This is a genomic window from Pseudomonas viciae (genome assembly GCF_004786035.1).
Lineage (GTDB): Bacteria > Pseudomonadota > Gammaproteobacteria > Pseudomonadales > Pseudomonadaceae > Aquipseudomonas > Aquipseudomonas viciae.
In genome coordinates, this window is record NZ_CP035088.1 from 5,903,231 (window position 1) to 5,928,517 (window position 25,287).

20 protein-coding genes are annotated in these 25,287 nt (G+C 57.3%); 7 read left to right on the forward strand and 13 right to left on the reverse strand.

Annotated elements, in window-relative coordinates:
- The first annotated feature begins 3 nt into the window (after positions 1-3).
- The 6 genes from eutC to EPZ47_RS26245 all read left to right on the forward strand — a co-directional run bounded on the left by eutC (position 4) and on the right by EPZ47_RS26245 (position 4,727).
- Positions 4-828: an ethanolamine ammonia-lyase subunit EutC gene (gene eutC / locus EPZ47_RS26220; RefSeq protein WP_135847355.1), complete on the forward strand. Its 825-nt coding sequence runs from the start codon at positions 4-6 to the stop codon at positions 826-828.
- A 105-nt stretch (positions 829-933) separates the two neighbouring features.
- Positions 934-1,395: a GNAT family N-acetyltransferase gene (locus EPZ47_RS26225; RefSeq protein ID WP_025569618.1), complete on the forward strand. Its 462-nt coding sequence runs from the start codon at positions 934-936 to the stop codon at positions 1,393-1,395.
- 298 nt (positions 1,396-1,693) lie between these two features.
- Entirely contained in the window at positions 1,694-2,341 is a 648-nt protein-coding gene (locus EPZ47_RS26230) for a DedA family protein (protein ID WP_135847356.1), read from the forward strand.
- Between the two features lie 6 nt (positions 2,342-2,347).
- The gene (locus tag EPZ47_RS26235; protein ID WP_135847357.1) at positions 2,348-3,160 is read left to right on the forward strand and encodes a M90 family metallopeptidase; all 813 of its coding nucleotides are present in this window, start codon (positions 2,348-2,350) and stop codon (positions 3,158-3,160) included.
- Between the two features lie 111 nt (positions 3,161-3,271).
- Positions 3,272-3,799, forward strand: a complete 528-nt coding sequence (ppa, locus tag EPZ47_RS26240; protein WP_003205933.1) for an inorganic diphosphatase — start codon at positions 3,272-3,274, stop codon at positions 3,797-3,799.
- 196 nt (positions 3,800-3,995) lie between these two features.
- Complete coding sequence (locus tag EPZ47_RS26245) at positions 3,996-4,727, forward strand: LexA family transcriptional regulator (protein ID WP_135847358.1); 732 nt, start codon at positions 3,996-3,998, stop codon at positions 4,725-4,727.
- Positions 4,728-5,163: 436 nt separating this feature from the next.
- On the opposite strand, the gene EPZ47_RS26250 is transcribed toward EPZ47_RS26245, so the two are convergent.
- From EPZ47_RS26250 to EPZ47_RS26265, 4 genes are read right to left on the reverse strand one after another with little or no spacing between them, the layout of a single operon-like run.
- Positions 5,164-6,771, reverse strand: coding sequence for a type I restriction-modification system subunit M (locus EPZ47_RS26250; RefSeq protein WP_135847359.1), 1,608 nt, complete (start codon positions 6,769-6,771; stop codon positions 5,164-5,166).
- Positions 6,772-6,780: 9 nt separating this feature from the next.
- Positions 6,781-7,971, reverse strand: coding sequence for an AAA family ATPase (locus EPZ47_RS26255; protein WP_135847360.1), 1,191 nt, complete (start codon positions 7,969-7,971; stop codon positions 6,781-6,783).
- Positions 7,968-9,269, reverse strand: coding sequence for a restriction endonuclease subunit S (locus tag EPZ47_RS26260; protein ID WP_135847361.1), 1,302 nt, complete (start codon positions 9,267-9,269; stop codon positions 7,968-7,970). The genes EPZ47_RS26255 and EPZ47_RS26260 overlap by 4 nt, the downstream gene beginning before the upstream one ends.
- Positions 9,259-12,267: a type I restriction endonuclease subunit R gene (locus tag EPZ47_RS26265; protein ID WP_135847362.1), complete on the reverse strand. Its 3,009-nt coding sequence runs from the start codon at positions 12,265-12,267 to the stop codon at positions 9,259-9,261. The genes EPZ47_RS26260 and EPZ47_RS26265 overlap by 11 nt, the downstream gene beginning before the upstream one ends.
- Before the next feature lie 642 nt (positions 12,268-12,909).
- On the opposite strand from EPZ47_RS26265, the gene EPZ47_RS26270 reads away from it, so the two are divergent.
- Positions 12,910-13,821, forward strand: coding sequence for a restriction endonuclease (locus EPZ47_RS26270; protein WP_135847363.1), 912 nt, complete (start codon positions 12,910-12,912; stop codon positions 13,819-13,821).
- Positions 13,822-13,991: 170 nt separating this feature from the next.
- Here EPZ47_RS26270 and EPZ47_RS26275 read toward each other — a convergent pair whose 3' ends face one another.
- The 9 genes from EPZ47_RS26275 to EPZ47_RS26315 form a co-directional block, all read right to left on the reverse strand.
- Positions 13,992-14,351 (reverse strand): DUF6124 family protein, encoded by a 360-nt coding sequence (locus tag EPZ47_RS26275; RefSeq protein ID WP_135847364.1) that lies wholly within the window; start codon positions 14,349-14,351, stop codon positions 13,992-13,994.
- Between the two features lie 592 nt (positions 14,352-14,943).
- Positions 14,944-16,218 (reverse strand): glycoside hydrolase family 68 protein, encoded by a 1,275-nt coding sequence (locus EPZ47_RS26280; protein ID WP_135847365.1) that lies wholly within the window; start codon positions 16,216-16,218, stop codon positions 14,944-14,946.
- Positions 16,219-16,907: 689 nt separating this feature from the next.
- Positions 16,908-18,320 carry an aldehyde dehydrogenase family protein gene (locus tag EPZ47_RS26285; protein WP_135847366.1) on the reverse strand — a complete coding sequence of 471 codons (1,413 nt, stop codon included), beginning with the start codon at positions 18,318-18,320 and terminating at the stop codon, positions 16,908-16,910.
- The gene (locus EPZ47_RS26290; RefSeq protein WP_135847367.1) at positions 18,317-19,375 is read right to left on the reverse strand and encodes a homoserine dehydrogenase; all 1,059 of its coding nucleotides are present in this window, start codon (positions 19,373-19,375) and stop codon (positions 18,317-18,319) included. The genes EPZ47_RS26285 and EPZ47_RS26290 overlap by 4 nt, the downstream gene beginning before the upstream one ends.
- Before the next feature lie 286 nt (positions 19,376-19,661).
- Complete coding sequence (locus tag EPZ47_RS26295) at positions 19,662-20,099, reverse strand: Lrp/AsnC family transcriptional regulator (RefSeq protein WP_109756321.1); 438 nt, start codon at positions 20,097-20,099, stop codon at positions 19,662-19,664.
- 12 nt (positions 20,100-20,111) lie between these two features.
- Entirely contained in the window at positions 20,112-21,491 is a 1,380-nt protein-coding gene (gene thrC / locus EPZ47_RS26300) for a threonine synthase (RefSeq protein WP_135847368.1), read from the reverse strand.
- 16 nt (positions 21,492-21,507) lie between these two features.
- Positions 21,508-22,398 (reverse strand): LysR substrate-binding domain-containing protein, encoded by an 891-nt coding sequence (locus tag EPZ47_RS26305; protein WP_135847369.1) that lies wholly within the window; start codon positions 22,396-22,398, stop codon positions 21,508-21,510.
- Positions 22,399-22,455: 57 nt separating this feature from the next.
- The gene (locus tag EPZ47_RS26310) at positions 22,456-23,886 is read right to left on the reverse strand and encodes an amino acid permease (RefSeq protein WP_135847370.1); all 1,431 of its coding nucleotides are present in this window, start codon (positions 23,884-23,886) and stop codon (positions 22,456-22,458) included.
- 127 nt (positions 23,887-24,013) lie between these two features.
- A complete protein-coding gene (locus tag EPZ47_RS26315) occupies positions 24,014-25,273 on the reverse strand; it encodes a cystathionine gamma-synthase family protein (RefSeq protein WP_135847371.1) in 1,260 nt (419 codons plus the stop codon).
- Positions 25,274-25,287: the final 14 nt, after the last annotated feature.

The following is a 25,287-nucleotide window of genomic DNA, read 5'->3' on the forward strand; positions in this document are numbered from 1 at the left end:
CCCATGGACAAAACCCCTGTCGACCCACAAAACCCTTGGCTGAATCTACGCAACCTCACGCCGGCGCGCATCGCCCTGGGCCGCACCGGCACCAGCCTGCCGACCCAGGCGCAACTGGACTTCCAATACGCCCACGCCCAGGCCCGCGATGCGGTGCACCTGGCGTTCGATCATCAAGGCATTCGCGCACAACTGACTGAGCGCGGCCGCGAAAGCCTGTTGCTCCACAGTGCGGCGGCTGACCGACATAGCTATTTGCAACGCCCGGACCTGGGCCGACGGCTCGACGAGGCTTCCGCACAAATCCTGGAGGACTACGCAACGGCCCATCCCGGCGGCGTGGACCTGGCCATCGTCGTCGCTGATGGCCTGTCGGCGCTGGCGGTGCATCGCCATACCCTGCCGTTCCTGGCGCGGCTGGAAGAACAGACTGCCGCTGACGGCTGGTCGGTGTCGCCTGTGATCCTGGTGGAACAAGGCCGGGTGGCGGTGGCCGATGAAGTGGCGCAGCGGCTTGGCGCGAAAATGTCGGTGATCCTGATCGGCGAACGCCCCGGCCTCAGCTCTCCCGACAGCCTGGGGCTGTATTTCACCTACAACCCCAAGGTCGGCCTGACCGATGCCTATCGCAACTGCATCTCCAATGTCCGCCTCGAAGGCCTGAGCTACGGCATGGCCGCCCACCGCCTGATTTACCTGATGCGCGAGGCCTGTCGCCGACAACTCTCGGGGGTCAATCTGAAGGACGAAGCCCAGGTACAAACTCTAGACTCGGAAAATACTGCCGATATGAAAGGTAACTTCCTACTCATGCTGCCCCAAAGCTGATCCGTTTATCCGTTGCGTTTTTGATCCGCTTTCAGGCAGCATCGAAGCACGGCAGAACGCCGTTGTAGTCAGAGTATCTGTCGACCTTTGCAGACGAGACCTACCATGCGGATTATCCAAGCGACCCTGGAACACCTGGACCTGCTGACCCCATTGTTCGTCAAGTACCGGGAATTCTACGGCTCACTGCCCTACCCGGATTCGTCGCGAGCCTTCCTCGAAAAACGCCTGCGCCGCAAGGAGTCGGTGATCTACCTGGCCTTGCCGGATGACGACGACAACAAGCTGCTGGGCTTCTGCCAGCTCTACCCAAGCTTCTCGTCGCTGTCGCTCAAGCGCGTGTGGATCCTCAACGACATCTACGTCGCCGAAGACGCCCGCCGCCAACTGGTGGCCGACAACCTGATCCGCACCGCAAAAAAAATGGCCAAGGAAACCAACGCCGTGCGCATGCGCGTCTCCACCAGCAGCAACAACGAAGTCGCGCAGAAAACTTACGAATCGATTGGCTTCAAGGAAGACACCGAGTTCAAGAACTACGTGCTGCCGATCAGCGAGGGGATCTGAGCCGCTTACCGCGGCCTGATCGTTCTGTGGAAGCAAAGCTTGCTCGCGATAGCGGTCCGTCAGGCAACATCAATGCTGACTACCCCGCCGCCATCGCGAGCAAGCTTTGCTCCCACAGGTGTTTCACCCCAAGACAACATCTCGAAATCCCCAGCTACAAACTCCCCCCGCACTTCCCCCGCCCCACCGTATAATGCCGCTCTTCCCGGCTTGTAAGAAAAAGCTACACACTCCGTAGCCATACTCAAAGCCAGACCCACCAGCCTGCCGAGTCGGGCCGCCACCACAGGTGCTATGCATGGATTTCAACCCCCTCGACCTCATTCTGCATCTCGACGTCTACCTCGACATGCTGGTGACCAACTACGGCACCTGGGTCTACGCCATCCTGTTCCTGGTGATCTTCTGTGAAACCGGCCTGGTGGTGATGCCCTTCCTGCCGGGCGATTCCCTGCTGTTCATCGCCGGCGCCGTAGCCGCCGGTGGCGCCATGGACCCAGTCCTGCTGGGCGGCCTGCTGATGCTCGCGGCCATTCTCGGCGACAGCACCAACTACCTGATCGGCCGCACCGCCGGCGAAAGACTGTTCCGCAACCCGAACTCGAAAATCTTCCGCCGCGACTACCTGCAGCAAACCCACGACTTCTACGACAAACACGGCGGCAAAACCGTAACCCTGGCGCGCTTCCTGCCGATCATCCGCACCTTCGCCCCCTTCGTCGCCGGCGTCGGCAAAATGAACTACCTGCGATTCCTCGGCTTCAGCGTCCTGGGCACCGTCCTCTGGGTCGGCGGCCTGGTCACCCTCGGCTACTTCTTCGGCAACGTGCCGTTCATCAAGCAGAACCTGTCGCTGCTGGTGGTGGGCATCATCCTGCTGTCGCTGTTGCCGATGATCATCAGCCTGGTGCGCAGCAAAATGAGCCAGCGCGCCTCGAAAGCCTGATCGCCCATGTGGTCCCTGAGCAACTGGCGCCGCCAACGCACCCTCGCCAAACACCCCGTCACCGAGGAAACCTGGCAGCGCGTGCGTCATCAATTGAGCTTCCTCGACGGCATCAGCGCCGCCGAGGACCAGTGGCTACGGGAAGCCTGCGTACTGTTCCTGCACGACAAACACCTCACCGCCCTGCCCGGCGTCGAACTGCACCAGGAACAACGCCTGCTGCTCGCCGCCCAAGCGCAACTGCCCCTGATGCACCTCGGCGAGCTGAACTGGTACCAGGGCTTCCACGAAATCGTCCTCTACCCCGACGACTTCCTCAGCCCTCAGCGCTACCGCGACGCCAGCGGCATCGAGCACGAATGGGACGGCGAACACAGCGGCGAAGCCTGGCCCCAGGGCCCGATCATCCTGGCCTGGGACGGCGTGCTCGCCAGCGGCGGCTGGGACGGCTACAACCTGGTGATCCACGAACTGGCGCACAAACTCGACATGCTCAACGGCGACGCCAACGGCCTGCCACCGCTGCACGCCGACATGCGCGTCCAGGATTGGGCCGACGCCATGCAACAGGCCTTCGACGACCTTAACCGGCAACTGGACCACAACCCCGACGCACAAACCGTCATCGACCCCTACGCCGCCGAAAACCCGGCGGAATTCTTCGCCGTCACCAGCGAATACTTCTTCAGCGCCCCAGACCTGCTGCACCAGGCCTATCCCAAGGTCTATGAACAGCTCAAGGCGTTCTACCGTCAGGATCCTTTGGCCCGGCTGCGGCAACTTCAGGCCGAAGATCCGGTCTATCAGGCGTCATACTAAGGTCTCTAAGACCCTGCTAACGTGGCAACAGCGGCTGAATATGCCTATAATCGCCGCCACTTTTTGGTCAATCCGACCAGTCATTTGGTCAACTAACGGGGGCACCGCCCAATGAGCTACAGCAAGATTCCGGCTGGCAAAGACCTGCCGAACGACATCTACGTCGCGATCGAAATCCCGGCCAACCACGCCCCGATCAAATACGAAATCGACAAAGACAGCGACTGCCTGTTCGTTGACCGTTTCATGGCCACCCCGATGTTCTACCCGGCCAACTACGGTTACATCCCCAACACCCTGGCCGACGACGGCGACCCCCTCGACGTGCTGGTCGTGACCCCATACCCAGTGGCCCCAGGCTCGGTCATCCGCGCCCGTCCAGTCGGCATCCTGAACATGACCGACGACGGCGGCGGCGATGCCAAAGTCATCGCAGTGCCACACGACAAACTGTCGCAACTGTACGTCGACGTGAAGGAATACACCGATCTGCCACCGCTGCTGATCCAGCAGATCGAGCACTTCTTCGCGAACTACAAAGATCTCGAAAAAGGCAAGTGGGTCAAGATCGAAGGCTGGGCCGGTGCAGACGCCGCCCGCGAAGCGATCACCAAATCGGTTGCCGCCTACAAAGGCTGAAACTGAATTTGAAGAAGAACCCCGGTTTGCACCGGGGTTTTTTTATGCCTTAATGATGCTTAATACCAACTTGTATTAATACTGTTTAACAGCGTTTAGCCCGCCCCTTGCAGATCCTGCAAACGGAAAGATCGTCTTATATATTTGAACGACATGTTTATTGCCGAAAACAGCTTCGTCTCTAAACTTTCCGTTTATGAAAAAGATCTCCAGTGGCGACCGCTTCAGAGCCCTTCTTAAAGAAGCCCATATTCGTTCCGCCGACTTCGCGAAGTTATACGGCGTGAAATCCCAACACGTGAACAACTGGTTCAACCGTGGCATCCCGCCCGGGCGCATCCACTCCATCGCCAGCCTGCTGACCGTCAGCCCGGAGTGGCTCGCCCACGGCGAAGGCCCGCAAACCCCATTGGGTCTTGGCCCCGGCACCACCTATGAAGCCGCCGAAAACGACGGCGTCTACAGCGTGCTGGAACCCACGGACATCGAACTGCCTTTCTACAAGGAAGCCCCCATCGCCCCCGGCGAAACCAAAACCCACATCATCGAAGTCCCCGACCAATCCATCCGCCTGCCCCGCAGCCACCTCGAATCCCTGGAAATCGACCCCGGCGACGCCATCTGCATCACCATGGTCGGCGACAGCATGGCCGAACGCATCGAAGACGGCTCCACCCTCGCCATCGACCGCGGCCTGACCCAAATCGTCGACGGCCATATCTATGCGCTTGAACACGACGGGATGCTGCGCATCAAATACCTGCATCGCGTTCCTGGTAATCGGCTGCGGCTGCGTAGTCATAACTGTGCTGCGTATCCGGACGAGGTCTTCAGTGCGGAACAGATCGATGCGCAGAACATACGGGTGATTGGCTGGGTGTTCTGGTGGTCAACCCTCAACAAACGGAGACCGCCGGTGTTCGACTAACTCACCCAAGACCAGAAACCGTGGCAGGAACTGCAGTAAGAGCTGTGGCAGGAGCTTTTGTGGCGAGGGGATTTATCCCCGCTGGGTTGCGCAGCAGCCCCCTGCTTTCCCCCTGAATCACCGATAACCCAATGATTCCACACCACTTACCATTGGGATTCTGAAGCAAACCCGCGTATCCTCCGCCCCACATTTGCGAGCCCACGCCTCGCACCGACAAGGCAGATCATTTTCTGACCAAGTCCCACAGCCGGCCGCAAGAGCCGGATGTACGTTTTGAAGGCTGGTGAGGTTTGTCAAAAACGAACTGAGTTAGTCAACGAGAAGCCGGCCATAAGCCGGCTTTTTAATGTCCGTTATACCCCCAGTTTCTCTCATCAAACTCCCGGATAGCCTAGCTAAGTCAGGGTTTCAGCTATCCCGTTGTTCGAGCCGCTCACACTAAGAATGGCAGACCAAGCTCTTTCAGGAATGTATTGTGTTTGTCCCGTGCCGCCACGACGTTTTTTTCCACTGCAACCAGCTCAGTATTTACGTCATGTAAGTCAATATCTACCTCTGCGCTCGCCGTGCTGATGTAGCGAGAAATATTCAGGTTGTAGCCGTTCTTCTCGATTTCTTCCATAGTCACCCGACAAGCATAGCGAGCCTCTGGTTCACGGGTCTGGTAGGTCTTGATTATCTTGGCGATATGCTCGTCTGTTAGTTGGTTCTGGCGCTTACCTTTGATGAAATGCTCCGCTGCGTTGATAAACAGAACGTCGTCCGGCTGCTTACACTTCTTGAGTACAAGAATGCACACCGGAATGCCGGTAGAGTAAAAAAGATTGGATGGTAAGCCTATGACGGTGTCGATGTGGCCGTCTTTTAGCAGCTTGGTACGGATGCGCTCCTCGGCACCGCCACGGAACAGCACGCCATGGGGCAGGATGATGGCCATCACACCTTCGTCTTTCAGGAAGTGAAAGCCGTGCAGCAGAAAAGCAAAATCGGCAGCCGATTTAGGGGCCAAGCCGTGGTTTTTGAAACGCACGTCATCCGCCATGGCTTCTGTGGGATCCCAACGGTAGCTGAAGGGCGGGTTGGCAACAATGGCATCAAACACAGGCTTTTTAGCGGGGTTTAGCTCGCGCAGTATGTCCCAATCGTTGCTCAAGGTGTCACCGTGGTAAATCTCGAACTCGGTGTCCTTTACCCCGTGCAGTAGCATGTTCATGCGGGCCAAGTTGTAGGTGGTGATATTCTTTTCCTGGCCGTAGATCTTGCCGATACCATGCGGCCCCATGCGCTTGCGCACGTTAAGCAGCAGCGAGCCAGAGCCGCAGGCGAAATCCAGCACGCTTTCCAGGCGTTTTTTGGGGCCGGTGTTTGGGTCCTGGCTATCTAGGGTGACGATGGCGGAAAGGATGTCGGAAATTTGTTGGGGCGTGTAGAACTCGCCCGCCTTCTTGCCTGAGCCAGCGGCAAACTGGCCAATCAGATATTCATAGGCATCGCCTAACGCATCAATATCTGTGGAGAAGTCCGCTAGGCCCTCTGCGATCTTCTGGATGATGGCGCAAAGCTTAGTGTTGCGGTCGACATAGGTTCTGCCCAGTTTGTCTGAGCCAAGATTTATCTCGGAAAAGAGCCCCTGGAAAGTACTCTCAAACGATTCGGTTTCAATGTATTTGAAACCTGCCTGCAACGTGTTTAGCAGCTCACCGTTCTGGGTGCGGGCCATATTGGCAATGCTGTTCCAGAGGTGCGGCGGCTGAATGACGTAATGCACCTTGCGCCGCATCTGCTTTTCAAATTCGGTTACGTCATCCAGGTTATGGGCATACCAGAGCGCCAGCGGCACGCGGCGATCTTCATCTTCAATTTTGGGGTAATCTTTGCCCAACTCTTTTTTGGCCGCCGCCTCATAGTTGTCTGACAAATAGCGCAGGAAAAGAAAGGACAGCATGTAGTCGCGGAAATCGTCTGCGTTCATCGCTCCGCGCAATTGATCAGCAATGGCCCAAAGGGTTTGGCCAAGTTGTTTTCTGTTGGTGTCGTTCATGTAGTGGCTTCAGTTGGGGGCTGAGAGTGGTGCAGCAGCAGCAGCCGCTGCGGCTGGCTTCGCGTCTAATAAGTCAGGCAGGGCAAATTTAAATGTGCTGATGAAGTCTCTAAGAATACGGCGAAACAGTTCCTTGTTGTCATCACCCATTTCTGCCGGCTCATGGATAGCGTATTGGCCATGGCTCAATAGGTTGAGGGCCCGATTATAGAGCGCGGTGTCTTCCTCATTCGCGAGAGTTTTGAGGCAGAAGGAAATATCCCCATGCCCAAAGAACGAGGCCGTTTTCTCCATGATGCTGCGCAACGCATTGAAATGAAATGTGTATAGCTTGCCAGTGGCAGGGTTGGCGGCCGCTTGTAGTTCTGCGAGAGTCGCGACATGGTGGAAAAACGGCGTGTCCTCGGTGGCTCGCAGAGTAAAGGTACCTTCACCATTTGGACGATGGAGGAAGTAGCGCTTGTGAGACACCTTCGGCTCCCCTTCCTTCGTCCTGCCGATCTCATTGCACATCACGTTGAAAAAAAGGGCGTGATGGGAAGAGAAAATCACCTTGATGGAAGCGGGGGCGCCATTCTGGCCTGTCCGGGTGGCGGCCCGGCGTAAGAGTTTGGCGAGGTCGCAGGCAACAGCGATGGCGTTGTTGTCATCAAGCGAGGATATGGGGTCATCAATGTAAAGATATTTGTTCGATTGATAAGAGATATGTCCATCGAGCATGCGCTCACAAATGGCCATGAAGAGGCACCAAATGAAAATATTCTGCTCACCTCGGGAAATCTTGATGTTCTCCGCTTCACCTTTCCGGAAAGTAACCTTCCATGTCCCATAATCAATGTCGAAGTCAAAGTCGGCATAACGGCTAAGGTAGCCAGCAATCGTTTCATCGAGCGCAAGATCTTTCAGGCCGTTGAAGAAAGCGGAGCCAGAATTGAGCTGCAGGTGGCGGGCGGTGTCACCGACAAAGTCATTCTCCCAAGTGAACAGGTCTTCTGTGTAGGCATTAAAGTAGAGGGTGTCAGCAATGCCCTTGTTCTTGCGCTTACCCGCATCCTTAAACTCCATGGAGAGTCGGGTTTTGCCGGTGCGGTTGTAGGCATACAGAAGGACAAGCGCAGTGGGCTTTGTCGGGTTATTTAAGTCGTCGCGCAGCCTCGTTACCAGCGTGCGCAAATTCTGGTAAGTGCGGATACCGCTCATACCTCTACCTCCACTGGAGCAGGGAAAATCTGCTGCATTAGCCCCTTTTTGTGGGCCTTAAGGGCTTCGAGCTTTTGGGTTTGCGTGGCAATAAGATCGTCAAGGCTGGTAAGGCAGTCGGCGATGCGTTGTTGTTCGTCTATATTTTTCGGATAGCAAAAGCTGAGTCTCACAAACACTGACGACTTGATACCCTTAGCCGTTGATCCGGTGCTGTGAAAATCGATATCTTCCTGCATCGTAGGGCTAAGCAAAGAGTGGAAAAGGAACTCCGGAAGACATCTTTCAGTTTTGGAACGGAGAGTCAGAAGACGTTGTCCCAAGGCAAATTTCCCGCTACAAGGAAACAGCGCCACATTACCTAGTGGTGCCTCAGTTGTGAAAAGGATATCTCCCGCTTGCGGAATGCCTCTAGTCATCCACTCTTCGTATTTACTTTCTTCGATATATTCGTCATTTGTCATATCGAGCCAGCCGAACCTCACGTTTTTCGCGGTGATCAGCGGGACACCTGAGTCCGATTTTGGCGGAGCTTTCCCTCTGTAATCGATCACTTTTTTAAGGCAGTTAGATAACTCTTCGCGCTCCCACTCTCCTGTGTTTTGGAATTCGGGGAAGCGAAAGTCGGGTTGACTTTCACCTCCACGAGGAAAAAGCCGCTGCATAAGCCCTTTTTTATGGACTTTGAGAATTTCTACTTTGCGACCTTGAGCGGAGATTAGCTCGTCCATCGAGCTCAAGCATTCGGCGATTTTTTGTTGTTCAGCTTGTTCCATGGGAAGCGGCAGCCGCCCTGATAGAAAAGTCGTGTTCGTGATTTGAAGCGTGTTTTTCGCCCCCTTTTGACAGAGCGGAGAAAGAAACTCCTTTGACCGGTTTGGAGCCTCAAAATAGGCCTCAATCATCAACCCCACGTATGGATTGGGCGGCGTAAAGACGCCGTAAAGTGGCGAAAGTGCGACTTCTCCATCGAACTTGCATTGCTTTACTATGCCGAACGGAAAGGCCTTCAAAGGGCTTTTCGTGTAAACCACATCAAAACGTCTTCCTATTGTGTAGTGCGAAGTGTCCGAGGCTGCGAAACTGCGGCCCAAGAGTTCGATTTGGTTCACGATGCCGTATTCCATCGACACCGAGAAAACATCACGGCCAGCGGTGTTCTTGATTTTGTGTTCCTTGAGGATCTTCGATAGCGGGTCATATGACCATGGCTTGTCGAAGCCCGGAAAACGCAGTTTTGGCACCAGTGCGGGCTTAATCTCTTCCAGCGCGCTGGTTGTTTTTGTCTTACTGCTCATACGCGCTAAGTCCTGAGATGTCGCGGCCCAAGGCGCGCTTGGTAAGGAGGGGGTGCAAGTCTTCCATAAGGGCAAGTTCAGCCTGTGTGCGGGCCTTCCAGCCAAGATCGAGCGAGGCCATTAGGTCGCTGAGCTGTTCGCCATCGAAAATCATGCGCTGGAGGATGCCATCTACAAAACCTTGTAGGGCAGCAGGATCTAGGTGGTGTTTGCTAGCAATATCCACTAGCTCTATGGCGTCTTTTTGTTGTTTGAAACGTGTATAGCCGTCGCGAATAGCGGCTTCGCTAAGACCTTCACCAGCTTTGAGGGTACCAATGTATGCGGCAATTTCCTCGCGCTCGTTCATAAACTTGGCGTCGGCTTGGATCAGGCCAATGAGCTGATCACGGCTCATCTTCTGTTTGCTGGGCTCTTGCTGTGAGAAACGCGACATCAGCCCCACGATGTAATCGTAGTCGATTACCGCAGATGCGAAGAGCACAAACTCGAAATCGAGCTGGTCCACTGCATCGGCTTTGCTATCTGCGTCTTTGTCGTTCTTATCTTGCTGGGCCTTAAGGCGTTGAGCCGTTTCCAGATAAGCGCCACGAAAACCAAGCAGATTTTCTCTGGGCAGGATGTGCTCGATTGCAACAGCATTGTCTTCATTGAGGTCAGTGTATTGGTCAAGTTGTGTTTTGAGGCGCTGTACTTCCTTAAAGTGGCTTATAAAAGCGGCCCGAGCCTCGTCGCCCTTCAGGTTATGCACGGACTCCGGTGCACAGGCCAAACCTTGCGAACGCATAAAGTCATCTAAGCTTTGTACTGCAGCCTGCAGTTTTTCAATAACCACGGGAGCCTTGTCCACCAGCCAAATTTCGCGGGCTTGTTTGCCGGACTGTTCGCCGGAGAAACGGGTAATGGCGATATCTACAGCTTCTTGCTGCTGGCGAAAGTCTAGAATATTGCCGTAGGGTTTGGTGCTGTTAAGTACACGATTGGTACGCGAGAATGCCTGAATCAGGCCGTGGTACTTGAGGTTTTTATCCACGTATAACGTATTCAAGTATTTGGAGTCGAAGCCGGTTAGCAGCATGTCGACCACGATGGTAATGTCGATTTTCTGCGTATGCGGATAGTCGGCATTGGGCCACTGTTGATCTTTGATACGCTTCTGCACATCTTGGTAGTAGAGATCGAACTCGCTAAGACTGTGGTTGCTACCGTAGCGTACGTTGTAGTCGGCCAGGATGGCTTTGAGCGCTGCTTTCTTGCCTTCTGGGTCTTCTTCGTTGTCCTGCTTTTCTTGCGGCAAATCCTCCTGAATCTGCTTTACGTCCGCATTTCCTTCGGCCGGCGGCGAAAATACGCAGGCGATATTCAGCGGCTGGTAGTCAGGGTCCGCCTGTTGTTTAGCGTGTTGCAATTCGGCAAACAGGCGGTGGTATTCGATGGCGTCGTTGATGCTGGCTGTAGCCAAAATGGCATTAAATCGACGCTGGGCTGTGGCCATGTCGTGCTTACCAAGGATGGCTTCGATTACTGCCCGCTTAGCCAAGCCTTGCCCAGGCTTGGGTGTTTTCTTGCCTTCCGGTTTGAAGTAGTCGATATGGAAGCGCAGCACGTTGGCGTCGTCAATAGCGTGAGTGATAGTGTAGGCGTGCAGTTGTTTCTGGAAAAGTTCCTCAGTTGTTTGGTACGACGCCTGCTGGTCTTCAACCTTAACGCGGGAGGCATTGTCTTCAAAGATAGGGGTGCCCGTGAAGCCGAACAATTGGGCCTTGGGAAAGAACGCTTTGATAGCTTTGTGATTCTCGCCAAACTGGGAGCGGTGGCACTCATCAAAAATGAACACAATGCGTTTGTCGCGTAGCGGGGCCAACTGCTCTTTATAGGTGAGCTGGTCGTTGCGTTTGCGTTGCTTATTTCGTTTGCTGTTTTCATCCAAGGCAAGGCCGAGCTTCTGGATAGTGCTGACGATAACTTTGTCGGCGTAGTCATCGGACAGCAGCCGACGTACCAGCGCAGCAGTGTTGGTGTTTTCTTCGACACAACCTTCCTGGAATTTATTGAACTCCTCACGGGTCTGGCGATCCAGATCTTTGCGGTCCACGACAAAGAGACATTTCTCAATATCAGGGTTGTCCTTGAGCAAGGTAGAAGTCTTGAAGGACGTAAGCGTTTTACCGCTGCCTGTAGTGTGCCAGATATAACCGTTACCGCAGTTTTGCTGGATGCAGTCAACAATTGCTTTAACGGCATAAACTTGGTATGGGCGCATCATGATGAGTTTCTGCTCGCTGGCTACCAACACCATGTAGCGACTGAGTGTTTGGCCAAGCGTGCACTTAACTAAAAAACTCTCTGCGAAGCTGTCGAGAAAGGTAATTTTTTTGTTCGCTTCATCAGCGAACTGATAGATGGGTAGAAAGCGCTCATCGGCGTTGAATGAGAAATGACGGGCATTATTGTTGGCGAAGTAGTAGGTATTGTCGCGGTTGCTAATGATGAACAACTGCAGGAAACATAGTAGGGTTTTGGAGTAGCCATTGCCGGGGTCGTTTTTGTATTCGACGATCTGTTCCATGGCGCGACGCGGATTGACGCCCAACGTTTTCAGCTCCACTTGAACGCATGGCACACCGTTGATGAGGATGAGCACATCGAAACGGTGGTGGCTATTGTCAGTGTTAATACGCAGCTGGTTGACCACCTCAAAGGTGTTTTTGCACCAGTCTTTGATATTGACCAGCGTGTAGTTCAGCGGAGTGCCGTCTTCGCGGGTGAAAGCATTACGCTCGCGCAGGGTGCGAGCAGCCGCAAACACATCAGGGGTAACAATTTCGTCGAGTAGGCGGGCGAATTCGCCATCGGTGAGGCGAACGCTGTTGAGGGCCTCGAACTTCTCGCGAAAGTTGTGCTCCAGTGAGACGCGATCTGTGATATCTGGGCGGTAGGTGTATTTGAGCTCAATCAGCTTGTCGATAAAGCCTTGCTCGATTCTTTGCTCACTCATTGAAGGTGCTCTGCGATCTTCATATGGCCGTAGTAAAACATGACTATCGTGAATCGCCACGTGTTAGCTGGAAAAGGGCCTGCGTTCGTGGTCTTTTGTGATTAGCTGCGCGACACATCCTACGGCGCACACCTAGCCCAAGCCATTAGAGCGGGACTCTAGGGACCGATAGCACAACGATTGCCCATGCGCAGCCATCTCTGACGAGATTACAGATTTGGGCGATCTGCTTTCGAGATCGACGTTGCGCGTCTAAGAATCCGGGCCGAGAATCCCGATCACTAGCTAGCGATGACGAACCAAATTCCCGACGGCCTCCAAAGACGCACAAGCCGGCGATTTTGGCGTAGTTGTAGGTGAAGGTGCAAGGCGACGTCGGCCGAACTTTGGGGCTGTGTCCGGGTTGTTGAGTGATCAGCAGGCTGCTGACCCGTTTCGCCGGATGTGCCGCTTCACAAGCCGGCTCGCTCCACAAAGGAACTGGTGTGCACTGTCGCCCCTGCCCCCATCAAAGGTGATCACGCCAATAGCTGCGGATACAAATAAAGAGATAAACGCCGTCGCAAGGCATCAGTCTGAGCACACGACATCACGATCCGAATCTGATTTAATGCGCACCGGCAGTTGGACAGGAAGTTATCTATGCCCATCCCAGATTTCCAGAGCGTCATGCGGCCAACACTGGCTAGTGTTGCCGACGGTACTCCGCTTACGCTGAGCCAGCTTCGCGAACACATCGCCAACCAGTTTCAGCTTACCGACGAGGAGCGTAGCGAACGCCTCCCTTCCGGCAAGCAAACAGTGATCAATAACCGAGTTGGCTGGGCGCGGACATACTTGAACAAAGCGGGACTGCTGAGCATCCCGGCTAAAGGATTGGTACAAATTACCGATCGCGGTCGAGAGGCGCTGAACAGCGGGCCGGCACGTATTACCGTTAGGTGGCTCAAGCAATACCCTGAATTCGCCGCGTTCCATACGACCAGTCCCGCCGATGACCCAGCGTTAGCCTTGCAGAACGAACCGGTCGAACAAGCTACTCCCGACGAGCAACTGGCCGCAGCACACCAGGCGCTGACGCAATCATTGGCGGATGAACTGCTGGCCCTGGTGCGTGCAGCTTCACCAACTTTTTTCGAGCAACTGGTAGTCGATCTGATGATCGCCATGGGCTACGGTGGTTCACGTAAGGAAGCAGGTCGAGCGACGCAACAAACCAACGACGACGGCATCGACGGAATCATCAAAGAAGACAAGCTCGGCCTGGACGTCATCTACTTACAAGCCAAGCGTTGGACCAATACCGTACACCGCCCGGAAATCGATAAGTTCATCGGCGCCCTCACCCGCCAACGCGCCCGTAAGGGTGTGTTCATTACCACTTCGGACTTTTCCAATGGAGCCCGCGAGGCCGCCATGAGCCTGGATATCAAAGTGGTTTTGATCGATGGACTGGAGCTAGCGCGGCTGATGGTCGAAAACAATCTGGGTTGCAACGTCAAACAGGTTTACGAAGTGAAGCACTTGGATAGCGATTACTTTGTGGAAGATTGACCCAGCTGGCTTGCCGCTCACCGCCCCCACTAATGTCTGCTGACGTGGACAATTGTCCAATAGGTTGTTGGACAATTTTGGCGCTCGTCGTTTCGGGACTCTCGGGATATGAAAAAAGGCCTTGCCATGCAAGACCTCTTTTCACAATCCGGGGTAAGCGCGGCCCCTTGCTACCTCACCTCAACAATATCCAAAGCCCGATTCGCCAACAGCTCACTCACCTCAATCACCTGCAAAATCCCCAGCGCAAAATGCCGTCGTGATCCCTCAAGACCAAACGCCAAATCACTGATCATGGCATTGGCCGAAGCCAGGTTTTCACTGAGGTTGGCAAGCAGACATTCCGAATCAACATCAGGTGCGATACGAAAAATAGTGTTGGGCTTATCAGACGTTCCGCTCTTCGGCGTAGGCTTCAGGTAGTAATCCAAAGCCCGGTTCGCAGCATCATCAAGCTTATTATTACGAGCAGACTGAGCGCGAGACACATGCTCATCTGCAGTCGGAGGGTTCGGTGTAATTTTGACCATAGCCTTAACTCTCTTTGGTGAGGCCACGACCCTCTCGCTGCTAAACGAGTGGGTGGCAGCTGTACGCGGGTTAGCAGACCGACGAGTTAAGAAATCGGCGCGCCCGGGGGCGCCCCACGCACAGCCACCATCAAGTGCAGGGATGGGGATACCTGACTGATGAAGCTTGATACGACTCAACTCGACGGGCTGCTAAACCCGATCACTGATGGGCAGTGACAGGATCAAAACTACCGACGCGGCCAAGGACGCACAAGCCGGCGGATTCTGGCGTAGTTGTAGGCAATGGCGCAAGGCGATGTCGGTCGTGGCTAGTCTCGTGGAGTCACGATAAACAGCTGGCCGAAATGTGGCTGATGCACCGCTATCGCGAGCAAGCTCGCTCCCACAGAGGAGCTTGTGTACGTATGTCGCTGGGAAATGCATTCGCGACCGGCTGCATCCTTGCAGCCAGTCGCGAAGAGGGTTACGACGCGTTGTTCAATGGGGCTTGCGAGCAACGTCGCAATGAATCAGGCGGGATATCTCGATCATATCCACGACGGTTTTGTCATCGACCGCAAACCCGCTGCCTGAAACCCCGGTGTTGCTGTTACTTGAGTGTGACGTCGAGCATCGGCGGGATGTAACCGTAGTCGTACTCGGCCACCACGAAGGTCTGCTGCCCTTTTATTTTCATGCCCACCGTGGGTGCCTCGGTGCCGCCAACACGAATCTGCGTGCCGGTTTCGTCGGTCGGTACGCTGTCGATGAAGGAGGTCACCAGGCCGTTTGGCATTACATAGTGCGAGTAGGTCTGGAATGGCTGGGAGGACGGGTTGCCCAGCACCAGGCCGGATCCGTTCAGCGGCACGTAAGGGCCGAACAGCGAGTCCGCGACGAAACCGTACACGCCGTCCGGCCCGGTCACGCCGTCGGCGTAGGTGAAGGTATGGCTGATCGTGAACAGGTAGTACTTGCCATCCTGGAACACGAAGTGCGGGCGCTCGGTCTGGTCGTTTACGCCCACGGCGGTCAGCAGTGGCGGCAACATTTCCCAGTCGTCACCGTCCGCGTCGCGGGCTACGGCGATGCCGACACAGGCGGTCTGGTAGCGCGAGTTGCCGACATCTTCATAACCCGGCGGCACATCGCCGATTTCTGCCTCTCCTACTTTGTGCGAGCCGCGCTCACCGGCCACGTTGCCCTCGAACAGCATGTAGAGCTTGCCGTCTTTCGGGTCGCGGAAAGGCCATGGGTCGCGGAAACCCCAGAACGCGTTTTGTGCTTCGGTCTGGTACATGTTGCCATCGGCCTCGAACAGCGGCTTGACCTTCTCGAAGCCGACCATGCTGACACCGTGTTCAGTGGTCACCACCCGACCACGCACCTTGACGATGGTCGCGCCTGGGGTGACGGCGGTGTAATACAGGTCCACTTCACCGCGGTCGTTCAGCAGGATCGGCGTACCGGCCCATTCGCGAGCGGTCGGCGAAACGCCTTCGGCCATCACACGGCCGCCGAACTCCCAGTTCTTGCCGGTACGCGAGAACCAGTAGTACATCTTTGCCCGACCGTGGCGATCGTTCCAATCGCGGAGGATGTCGTAGTTGCCGTCCTCGTCGAGGTACTGCGGGTCGTTTGGATGACGATCGGCAGTGAGGGTGAAGATCACCGACCAGCCATCGACGGACGTCACGTTACCGTCCAGGTCGCGCAGGGGCATGGTGTCCCAGATAAACACGTCGTTGTTCAGTACCGGGAAATCCGCGCGGACCAGCGGCTGAGTGGTGGTGGGATCATCCGCCCGGACTTTCAACGCGTCAGCACGGGTCCAAAGGCTGGGTTGATGGGGGGTTACACCGAATTTTTCAGGGTTGGTTTTCATGAGTTATTGCCTCGTCCATGAATGGATTCAAATAAATGATGCTTTAGAAATACTGTATGCGCATACAGTGAAGCCACCTTATAGAGGCTCATGCATGCGGGTCAAGCAAAAAAATGCATTTGTGCATAATTTGATTTTTTATTGTAGCTGATACGTTTCAGCTGCGGACGTTTGCAGAAGTTCAATCCTTGGGAGATCGGCGACGTTGGCTGCACGGTCGGTGCAGTGAACGTTACTCAGTGAAAAGCGCGCGTAACGGGGCAACGGGCGGAAGCAGTGCATAGAAGGATGGGGCAACTGAGCTTGTGCGTTTTGCGCAAAGGCCAATGCAAGGTGGGGAGCCGAAAAAAGCTTTGATTTGTCGCCGTCGGCGATATGAAAGGAAGCGGGTCGTCGTGAGCTATTCGTGAGGTGGAGAGTCAGCGGTAGTGATGTTGACTGGTGCGCCGCCATCGCGGGCAAGCCTTGCTCCCACAGGGGTTTGACTTGGTTGCGGGGTTGGGTTTACTGGCCTTTTCGTGAACAAGCCCGCTTCCACAGAGGGCTGACACAACGTGTCGCTGTTTTTTGATTTCTGCGACACGTTCTCTTCTCATGTCGCTGCCGGCGACATGAGAAGAGAACGTATCGTCAAAATGGTGTTTTAGCGACATGAAAGGTAAAGCGACTCCTTCGGACTGACTCGCCCCTCACCCCAGCGTATTCAAACAAACCACCTTCGGCTGGGTCATTTCCTCATAGGCAAACCGCACCCCTTCCCTGCCCAAACTCCCGTATTTGGAACCACCGAACGGCATCGCATCAAAGCGAAAATCCGACGAGTCATTGATCATCACGCCCCCCGCTTCGATCCGTCGTGCAGCGCTCATCGCCGTACTGAGGTCGTTGGTGAAAATCCCGGCGTGAAGCGCGTATTCCGGTTCGTTAGCCAACGCGATGGCTTCATCAAACGTCTCGAAGGGCTGCAACACCACCACCGGCGCGAAGGCTTCATTGCGCCAGAGTCGGCTGGAATGATCGACATTTTCCAGCACCGTGGCGGCGTAGCAGTTGCCTTGTCGACGATGACCACAGAGCAAGGTCGCGCCTTGTTGCAGGGCTTCGTTGACGACCTGTTCAGCGTTCTGCGCGGCCTGTTGGGTGATCATCGGGCCGATGTCGGTGCCTGCGAGCAGTGGGTTGCCGACGACGAGGGCTTGAGCCTGGTTGACGAAGCGTTCGCGAAAGGCTGCGTAGATCGGGGCGTGGATGAGCAGGCGTTGGGTGCCGATGCAGTTTTGCCCGGCGGCCCAGAAGGCGCCGGAGACGCAGCTGTCGACGGCGGCGTCGAGGTTGCAGTCGCCCATGACGATGACCGGGGCGTTACCGCCGAGGTCCATGGCGAGTTTTTTCAGGCCGGCGCTGCGGGCGATTTGTTCGCCGGTGACGAAGCCGCCAGTGAAGGAGATCATCCGCACGTCGCGGGCGCTGACCAGGGCTTTGCCCAGTTCGGCGCCGCCGGTGGCGACGGTGACCACGGTTTCAGGCAGGCCGGCGGCGACCAGGTAGGAGACCAGTTTAAGGGCCGACAACGGCGCCAGTTCGGACGGTTTGAGGATCACCGCGTTGCCGCCGGCGATGGCCGGGCCGAGTTTGTGCGCCACCAGGTTCAGCGGGTCGTTGTAGGGGGTGATGGCGACGATCAGGCCCAGGGGTTCGCGGGTGAACCAGCCCTGGCGCGATTCGGCGCCTTCGTAGGCGTCGAACGGCACGATTTCGCCGGCGTTGCGCTTGGCTTCTTCGGCGGAGAGCTTGAGGGTGTTGACGCAGCGTTTGACTTCTTTTTCCGCCTGCTTGAGGGTCTTGCCGGCTTCGTCGACGATCAGCCGGGCGAAGGCTTTGGCGTCGCGTTCGATGTTCAGCGCGGCGTGTTCGAGGATGCTGGCGCGGCGATGACGTGGCAGTGCGGCGCAGGCTTGTACGCCGCTGCGTCCGGTCTCCAGCAGGTGTGGGACTTCTGATGCGCAAACGTCCACGACGGTGCCGACGACGCTGCCGTCAAATGGGTTGAGGACTTCGATGTGCGGTTCGACAACCGCCAGGGCCAGGCGCGATACGTTCACAGGTTGTGCTCCTGTTTGCGGGTTGCCGATTGGTGGATGTGGATGATGTCCGAGAGCAATGCGAAGGCGGTTTCGGTGCGGCCTGCACCCGGACCGGAGACGGTGACGGCGCCGAGCAGTTCACTGGTGAAAGACACGGCGTTGGTGGCGCCGCTGATGCTCGCCAGTGGGTGATCGTTGCTCAGCAGGCGCGGTTCGACGCTGGCGCTGATGGAGCCGTCGGCATTGCGGGTGGCGGCGCCGATGAGTTTCCAGCGTGCGCCGTTTTGCCGGGCTTTTTCGATGTCGTCGAGGCTGAGGGCGGAGATGCCGCGGCAGGTGACGTCGTTGACCGTGAGTTTGGCGTCGAGCAGTTCGTTGGCCAGGATCACCACTTTCAGGCGCACGTCGTGGCCTTCGACATCTGCCGTTGGGTCGGCTTCGGCGTAGCCCAGGGCTTGGGCCTGGCTGACGGCTTCGGCGAACCCGAGGCCGCCTTCCATGCAAGTGAGGACGAAGTTGGAGGTGCCGTTGAGGATGCCTTCGAAACCGCTGATCGAACTGCCGGCCAGGGATTGTTTGGCCAGGCGAATGACCGGGGTGCCGCTCATCACTGAGCCTTCGTATTCGAAGGCGACGTTGTTGCGCTGGGCCAGGGCCTTGAGCTCGGCGCCGTGCAGGGCGATGGGGCCTTTGTTGGTGGTGACCACGTGTTTGCCGCGCTCCAGCGCCCAGCGGCAGAACGAAGTGGCGGGTTCGCCATCCACCGGGTTGGTGAAGGTGGCTTCGGCGATGATGTCGGCGCCGCAGTCTTTGATCACCGATTCGTTGAGGGCGTCGACGGTGCCGCCGGGCAGTTGTGACATGGCGCCTTTGACGGCGGGTAGTTTGGCCAGTGAGGCGGCGTCGAGGCCGTGGCGGTCCATCACCGAACCGAGGAACAGATCAGTCACGCCGACGATTTTCAGGGTGAAGCCGAGTTCGGTTTTCCAGCTTTCGTTACGCTCGGCGATGAGCTGAGCCAACGCCCGATTCACACCGCCGAAGCCGACCAGCGCCAGTTTGTATTCAGTCATTTTTGTTATGCCCTTGATCCGAGGAGTGGGTTGTTGGGATCTAGGTTAGGGGGGTGGGCTGGGCAGTGAAATATGCCAATTTGCTCTATTTTCTGGGCGTTTTGACCAGGAGGTGGGCGAAGCGGCAGGCATGAAAAAAGCCAACAGGGTTGGCTTTTTAGTTCAGGTTGGCGCGGTCCATTTCTGGTGAGGGGATATGTCTGTGGTGCAGGGGGTATCTGTGGCTGGCTGGGGGCTTCTTTTGAACGCATGCTTACCCCTCGCTCCCACAGGGGGGCACTGTTGCCTAAACCACCGACGACAACACAAACGACGTCACCGTGTTCTCCACCCCAGGCAACGCGGATATTTCCTTCCAAACCTTATGCACCCGCTCCGGATTCGCAGCCCCCACCCGCAGCATCAAATCAAACTCGCCACTCATCACATCGCACTGCTGCACTTCCGGCATCGCGCGCAGGGCTTGCAGCACTTCCGCGCCGCGCATGCGGTCGTAGCGGTAGACGAAGATCACCGCGTTGATGTTCGAAGACGCTTGCCCGCCCTCGCCGGTGCGTACGGTGTAGCCCTGGATCGCGCCGTCGCGTTCGAGGCGTTCGATGCGTTGGCGCACGGCGTTGCGTGACAGGTTGACCTTCGCCGCCAGTTCGGCGTGGGCGGCCCGGGCGTTGAGCCGCAGTTCGGCGATGATGCGTTCGTCGAGCGGGTCGAGAATTCGCTTCATGGGGGCCTCCTGTTATAGAGCAGCGAGCAGTTGTTGGAGGGCACCGAGGTCGTCCGGCTGGATGCGCTGGATCTGCGCCGGGCCATGCTCGGACATGGGACGCGGTTGCGGCGCAATGTTGATCCCCAACTCGCCGAGCAGCACCGCCGATTTGGCCGGTGAAATCTCGCCCAAGGTCACCATCGGCGCCACCAGGCTGCGGCGGTACAAGCGCGCCGCGAGCACGCCCGTGGCGGTATGCGGGTCGATGACATAGCCGGTGTCGCGATACAGCGAGGTGATCTCCTCCAGCGTCTGTTCATCCGTAACCGCATAGGAGTCGATGATCATCCGCGCCTGCAGCCAGAACTCGTTGGCGATGGTCATCTCGCCAGTGGTTTCGAAGGTTGTCATCAGCGCGCTCACGGCCTGGTCGTCGTGGCCGTAGAGCTCCCAGAGAAACCGCTCCAGGTTGGAAAAGATCGACAGGTCCATGGCCGGCGACAAAGTCTTGTTGGCGCGCAAGCGGGAGTAGTGGTTCTTCAGGAACAGCTGATGCAGCGCGTCATTCCGGTTGGTCGCGACGATCATCTGCGTGATCGGCAAGCCCATTTTCTGCGCGATGTAGCCGGCGTAGACCTCGGCAAAACTCGCCGCCGGCACGCTGAAACCGATGGGGCGCTGACCGCCGCCCAGTTGCAGCACGGCATGGAAGTAAAATACCAACTGCGCCATGACGCTGACCCAGTTGCTGGAGTTGAAACTGATCGTCTCGTGCCCGGTGCACGGCCACTGCCGGAACAAGCGGGTAACGAGGGTCTGGCACTCATCGAAGCTGCCATTGACGGCGAACTGATGAACCCGCGGATGGGCCACCGCTTGCAGCTGTTGAAGTTGTTCCTGCGGCACGCCAGCCTCCGGGTAAATCACCACCACGTCGGTTTCAGCGCAGTGCTTGAAGGCTTCGATGGCGGCCAACCCGGTGTCGCCGTTGGTGGCGCCGATCACCACGGCGCGGCGCTGGCGTTTGCGCAGGAAGTATTGCACCAGCCGCGCCTGCAACTGCGCGGCAAAATCCTTCGAGGAACGGGTCGGGCCATGGAACAATTCCAGGACCCATTCGTTGCGATCCACCTGATGCAACGGCGCCAGGGAGCGATGGCTGAACTGGCTGCCGGCGTCCTTGAGCACGCGCTTGAAATCGGCCTCGGGAATCGCCTCGCCCACGAACGGACGCATCACTCGATAGGCCAGTTCGTCATAGGCCAGGGTCGACCAGTTGGCGATGTCCTGGGGTTCGAACTGCGGCAACTCAAGCGGGACGAACAGCCCGCCGTCTTCAGCGATGCCCGACAACACGACCTTTTCGAAATCGACCTGTACCGCCGCATTCCGGGTACTCACATAGCGCATGGTTGGCTCCGGCCAATTATTTAAAACGATGTGCCTGCTCGACCAGCCAGGTGGAAAACATCACCGCGTCGGGGTGCTGGTCGGCCCCGGAACCGCGTACCAGGTAGAACGATTCGCTGGCTTCGATGCGCTGGGTGAAGGGCTCGACCAGCCGCCCTTCTTCAAGCAGCTCAGCCACCATCGACGAGCGAGCCAGGGCAATGCCCTGCCCCAGTTCGGCCATGCGCAAGGTACACACCAGCGTGTCGAACTGCATGCCGGTCGAAGAATCAACGCCGTCCGCGCCGACCATGTTCAGCCAATAGCCCCAGCCCTCTTCGTAACCCAACACGTGCAGCAGCGGATGCTTCGCCACGTCCGCCGGCACCTGCAGTGGCGAACGCGCCATCAGCGCTGGCGAGCACACCGGAAACAAGGTGTCCCAGGTCAGGCGCTGCGACACCAGGCCTGGCCATTGACCGTGGCCCCAGCGGATTTCCATGTCGTCTTCACCGTCCAGTTCCTTGACCCAGATGTTGCTGATGTAGCGGATATCGACCTGGGGATGGGCCTGGCGAAAACTCACCAACTTGGGCGCCAGCCAGTGCACGAAAAACGCCAGGCTGCCGCGCACCTTGATCGGTCGGCGTTTGTGCTGACCGAAAATCTCATTGGTGCCGACTGCCAGCCGGGTGATCGCATCCTGCACCACCGGCAGGTAGGCCTGGCCTTCCTCAGTCAAGCCCAGGCCACGGGGCAAGCGCTTGAACAGCGCCACGCCCAGATGACTTTCCAATTGGCGGATCTGCTGGCTAACCGCGCCTTGGGTCAAGCACAACTCTTCGGCCGCGTGGGTGAAGTTCAGGCAACGGGCAGACACCTCGAATGCCCGCAGCCAGTTCAATGGGGGTAACGGCTTTTGCTTCATGATCGGACCTCGCTGACACCCCTTCCACCGAGCGCACCGGCCACGCCTCAGCGCTGGCTAGAACGCATCGGACGGCTGTGCCAAGGGGGCAACCGACAAGCGTTGCTCGCGGCTTTTGCGGGTAATGAAATACACGAAATAGCACCAGGCAATGAAGGGCAAGCCGAAGTACAGGGCCACCCGCTGTTCCGGATCGAACGCGATCCCGACACACGCCAGGCTGCAGCATACCAGCGCCCCCAGCGGCACCCACGGATAACCACGAACGCGGAACTTGAGGTTGCGAATGTCACCGCCGTTGGCCACATAGTGGCGGCGGAAGGCAATCTGGCTGGCAGCAATGCTCATCCACACCACCACCACGGCCAGGCCGGAGATCGACACCAGCGCCAGGTAGATGGTGTCGGCGGCAAACACGCTGCTGAGCAACGAAGCGGCGCCACCGGCCATGCTCACAATGATCGCGTTGAGCGGCGTGCCCATGCGGGTCAGGGCCGAGAACTGCTTGGGCAGGTGGCCTTGGTCACTGAGGGTCCAGAGCATCCGCGAAGCGGCGTACAAACCGGAGTTGGCCGCCGAGAGCAAGGCGCTGATGATCACGAAGTTCATGATGTCGGCCGAGTACGGAATGCCGATGTAGGTGAAGACGGTGACGAAGGGGCTTTCAACCAGACCGGCCTGATCGCGGGGCAACAAGGTCGCCAGGACAAAAATGGTCCCGACAAAGAAGATCGCCAGGCGCAGCACGGTGGTGCGAATGGCGCGCGGCACATTGCGTTGCGGATCCTTGGTTTCACCAGCGGCGATGCCGATCAGTTCCGTGCCGGAGAAGGCAAAGGAGACCGCCAGCAGCGTCATCGCAATCGGCATGAAGCCGGTGGGAAACAACCCTTCGCGAGTGAAGTTGCTCAGCCCGATACTGTGCGCCTGGTCGATGTTCAACAGGCCAAGAATCGCGCCGCCGCCGATCAGCAGGAACACCACCACCGTGACCACTTTGATCAACGATAGCCAGAACTCGGTCTCGGCAAACAAACGCACCGAGATCACGTTGGTGAGGAACACCACGCCAGCGAACAGCGCGCTCCAGATCCACACGGGCGTGTCCGGAAACCAGCGTGTCATCAAGATACCGGCGGCGGTGAATTCAGAACCGATTGCCACGGTCCAGGTCAGCCAGTACAGCCAGGCCACGGTGTAGCCGGTGCCCGGGCCGAGAAAGCGTGTGGCGTAGGTGCTGAACGAACCGGTTTCGGGCATCTGCACCGCCAGTTCCCCCAGGCACATCATCACCATGTAGACCATGAGTGCGCCGATGATGTAGGCGATCACCGCGCCCATGGGCCCGGCCTGGTTGACGGTGTAGCCGGAGGTCAGGAACAGCCCGGTACCGATGACGCCACCCAAGGCCAGCATGACGATATGGCGCGTCTGCATTTCCTGCTTGAAGCCGGCCCGCGTATTCGTTTGTTGTTCTGTTATGGACATGGTTGTTCTCATGAAATGTCAGGGCACGCATCTACGTCTGCGCGAGTAAGACAAGCGCCACTGAGCTTTTATTATTATTCCTATTCATGAACGCCCCATTCACAGCCTTGTTATGGGGTACCAACTTTCAAACTTCAGTTTGCGTCTCGATGTGGACTTCATTGAGGTGCGGATTGAGGGTCTTTTTGACGAAGGCGAATGCCTGCTTCAGATCGTCCAGTAGATCATCGGTGTCTTCGATACCCACCGAGACCCGCACCAGCCCTTCGGAGATGCCCAGGGCCAGACGCTCCTCCAGGGTGTTTTCGACATGACTGGTGGTGCGGGCCGGACCGTAGATGGTTTCCACCGCACCAAGATTCCCGGCGCAATGGGCGAAGCGCAGGCGCGGCAAGAGCACCTTGACCGTGTCCATGCCACCGACCAGGACAAAGCTGACGATGGCGCCGAAGCCGGACATTTGCGCACACGCCACCGCGTGGTTCGGATGGCTGGGCAGGCCGGGATAATTCACCGACTCCACCAACGGTTCGGTGCAGAGAAACTCCGCCAGGGCCCGGGCGCTGCATTGCTGCTGACGCATGCGCAGCACCAGGGTTTTCATGCCGCGAATGATCATGTAGGCCGAGAACGGGTCGAGCGACGCGCCGTTGATTTCCCGATAATGCCGAACCTTGGCCATCAAGGCGGCGCTACCACAGACCAGGCCGCCGAGCACGTCGCCATGGCCACTGAGGAACTTGGTCGCGCTGTGGATCACCACGTCCACGCCCAAGGCCAGCGGGTTCTGATTGAGCGGCGTGGCGAAGGTATTGTCCGCCACCACCACGGCACCAACGCGCTTGGCCGCTGCCACCAAGCGTGGGATGTCGAGGATTTTCAGGGTCGGATTGGTCGGCGTTTCCAGGTACACCAACTGGCAGCCCTTGGCGATTTCCCGCTCGATTTCTTCGTGATCGAACGTCTCGCACAAGGTCACGCCCACGCCCATGCGTGGCAGGAATTCTTCGAAAATCTTGTTGGTGCCGCCGTAACTGTCCTTGGTCGACACCACTCGATCGCCATGGGCCAGGAAGGTATAAAGCACGCTGCTGATCGCCGCCATGCCGCTGCTGAACGCCACGGCGGACTCGGCCATTTCCAACTCGCAGATCTTGGCTTCGAGGGTCTCGACGGTGGGGTTGCTCATGCGGCTGTAGATAAAGCCTGGCGCCTTGCCCAGCGCAACGTCGTACCAGACGTCGATGTCGTCGTAACCGTAAGCGGCACTGACCACGATCGGGGTTTGCGTGGCGTTATAGGGATGCCTGACTTGTTCCCCGCCCCACACCGCCCGGGTCGCCGCTCCCGCATTCTCAAGCCCTGCGCTGTCAGGTTTATTGTTCATTAGGACTACTCGCA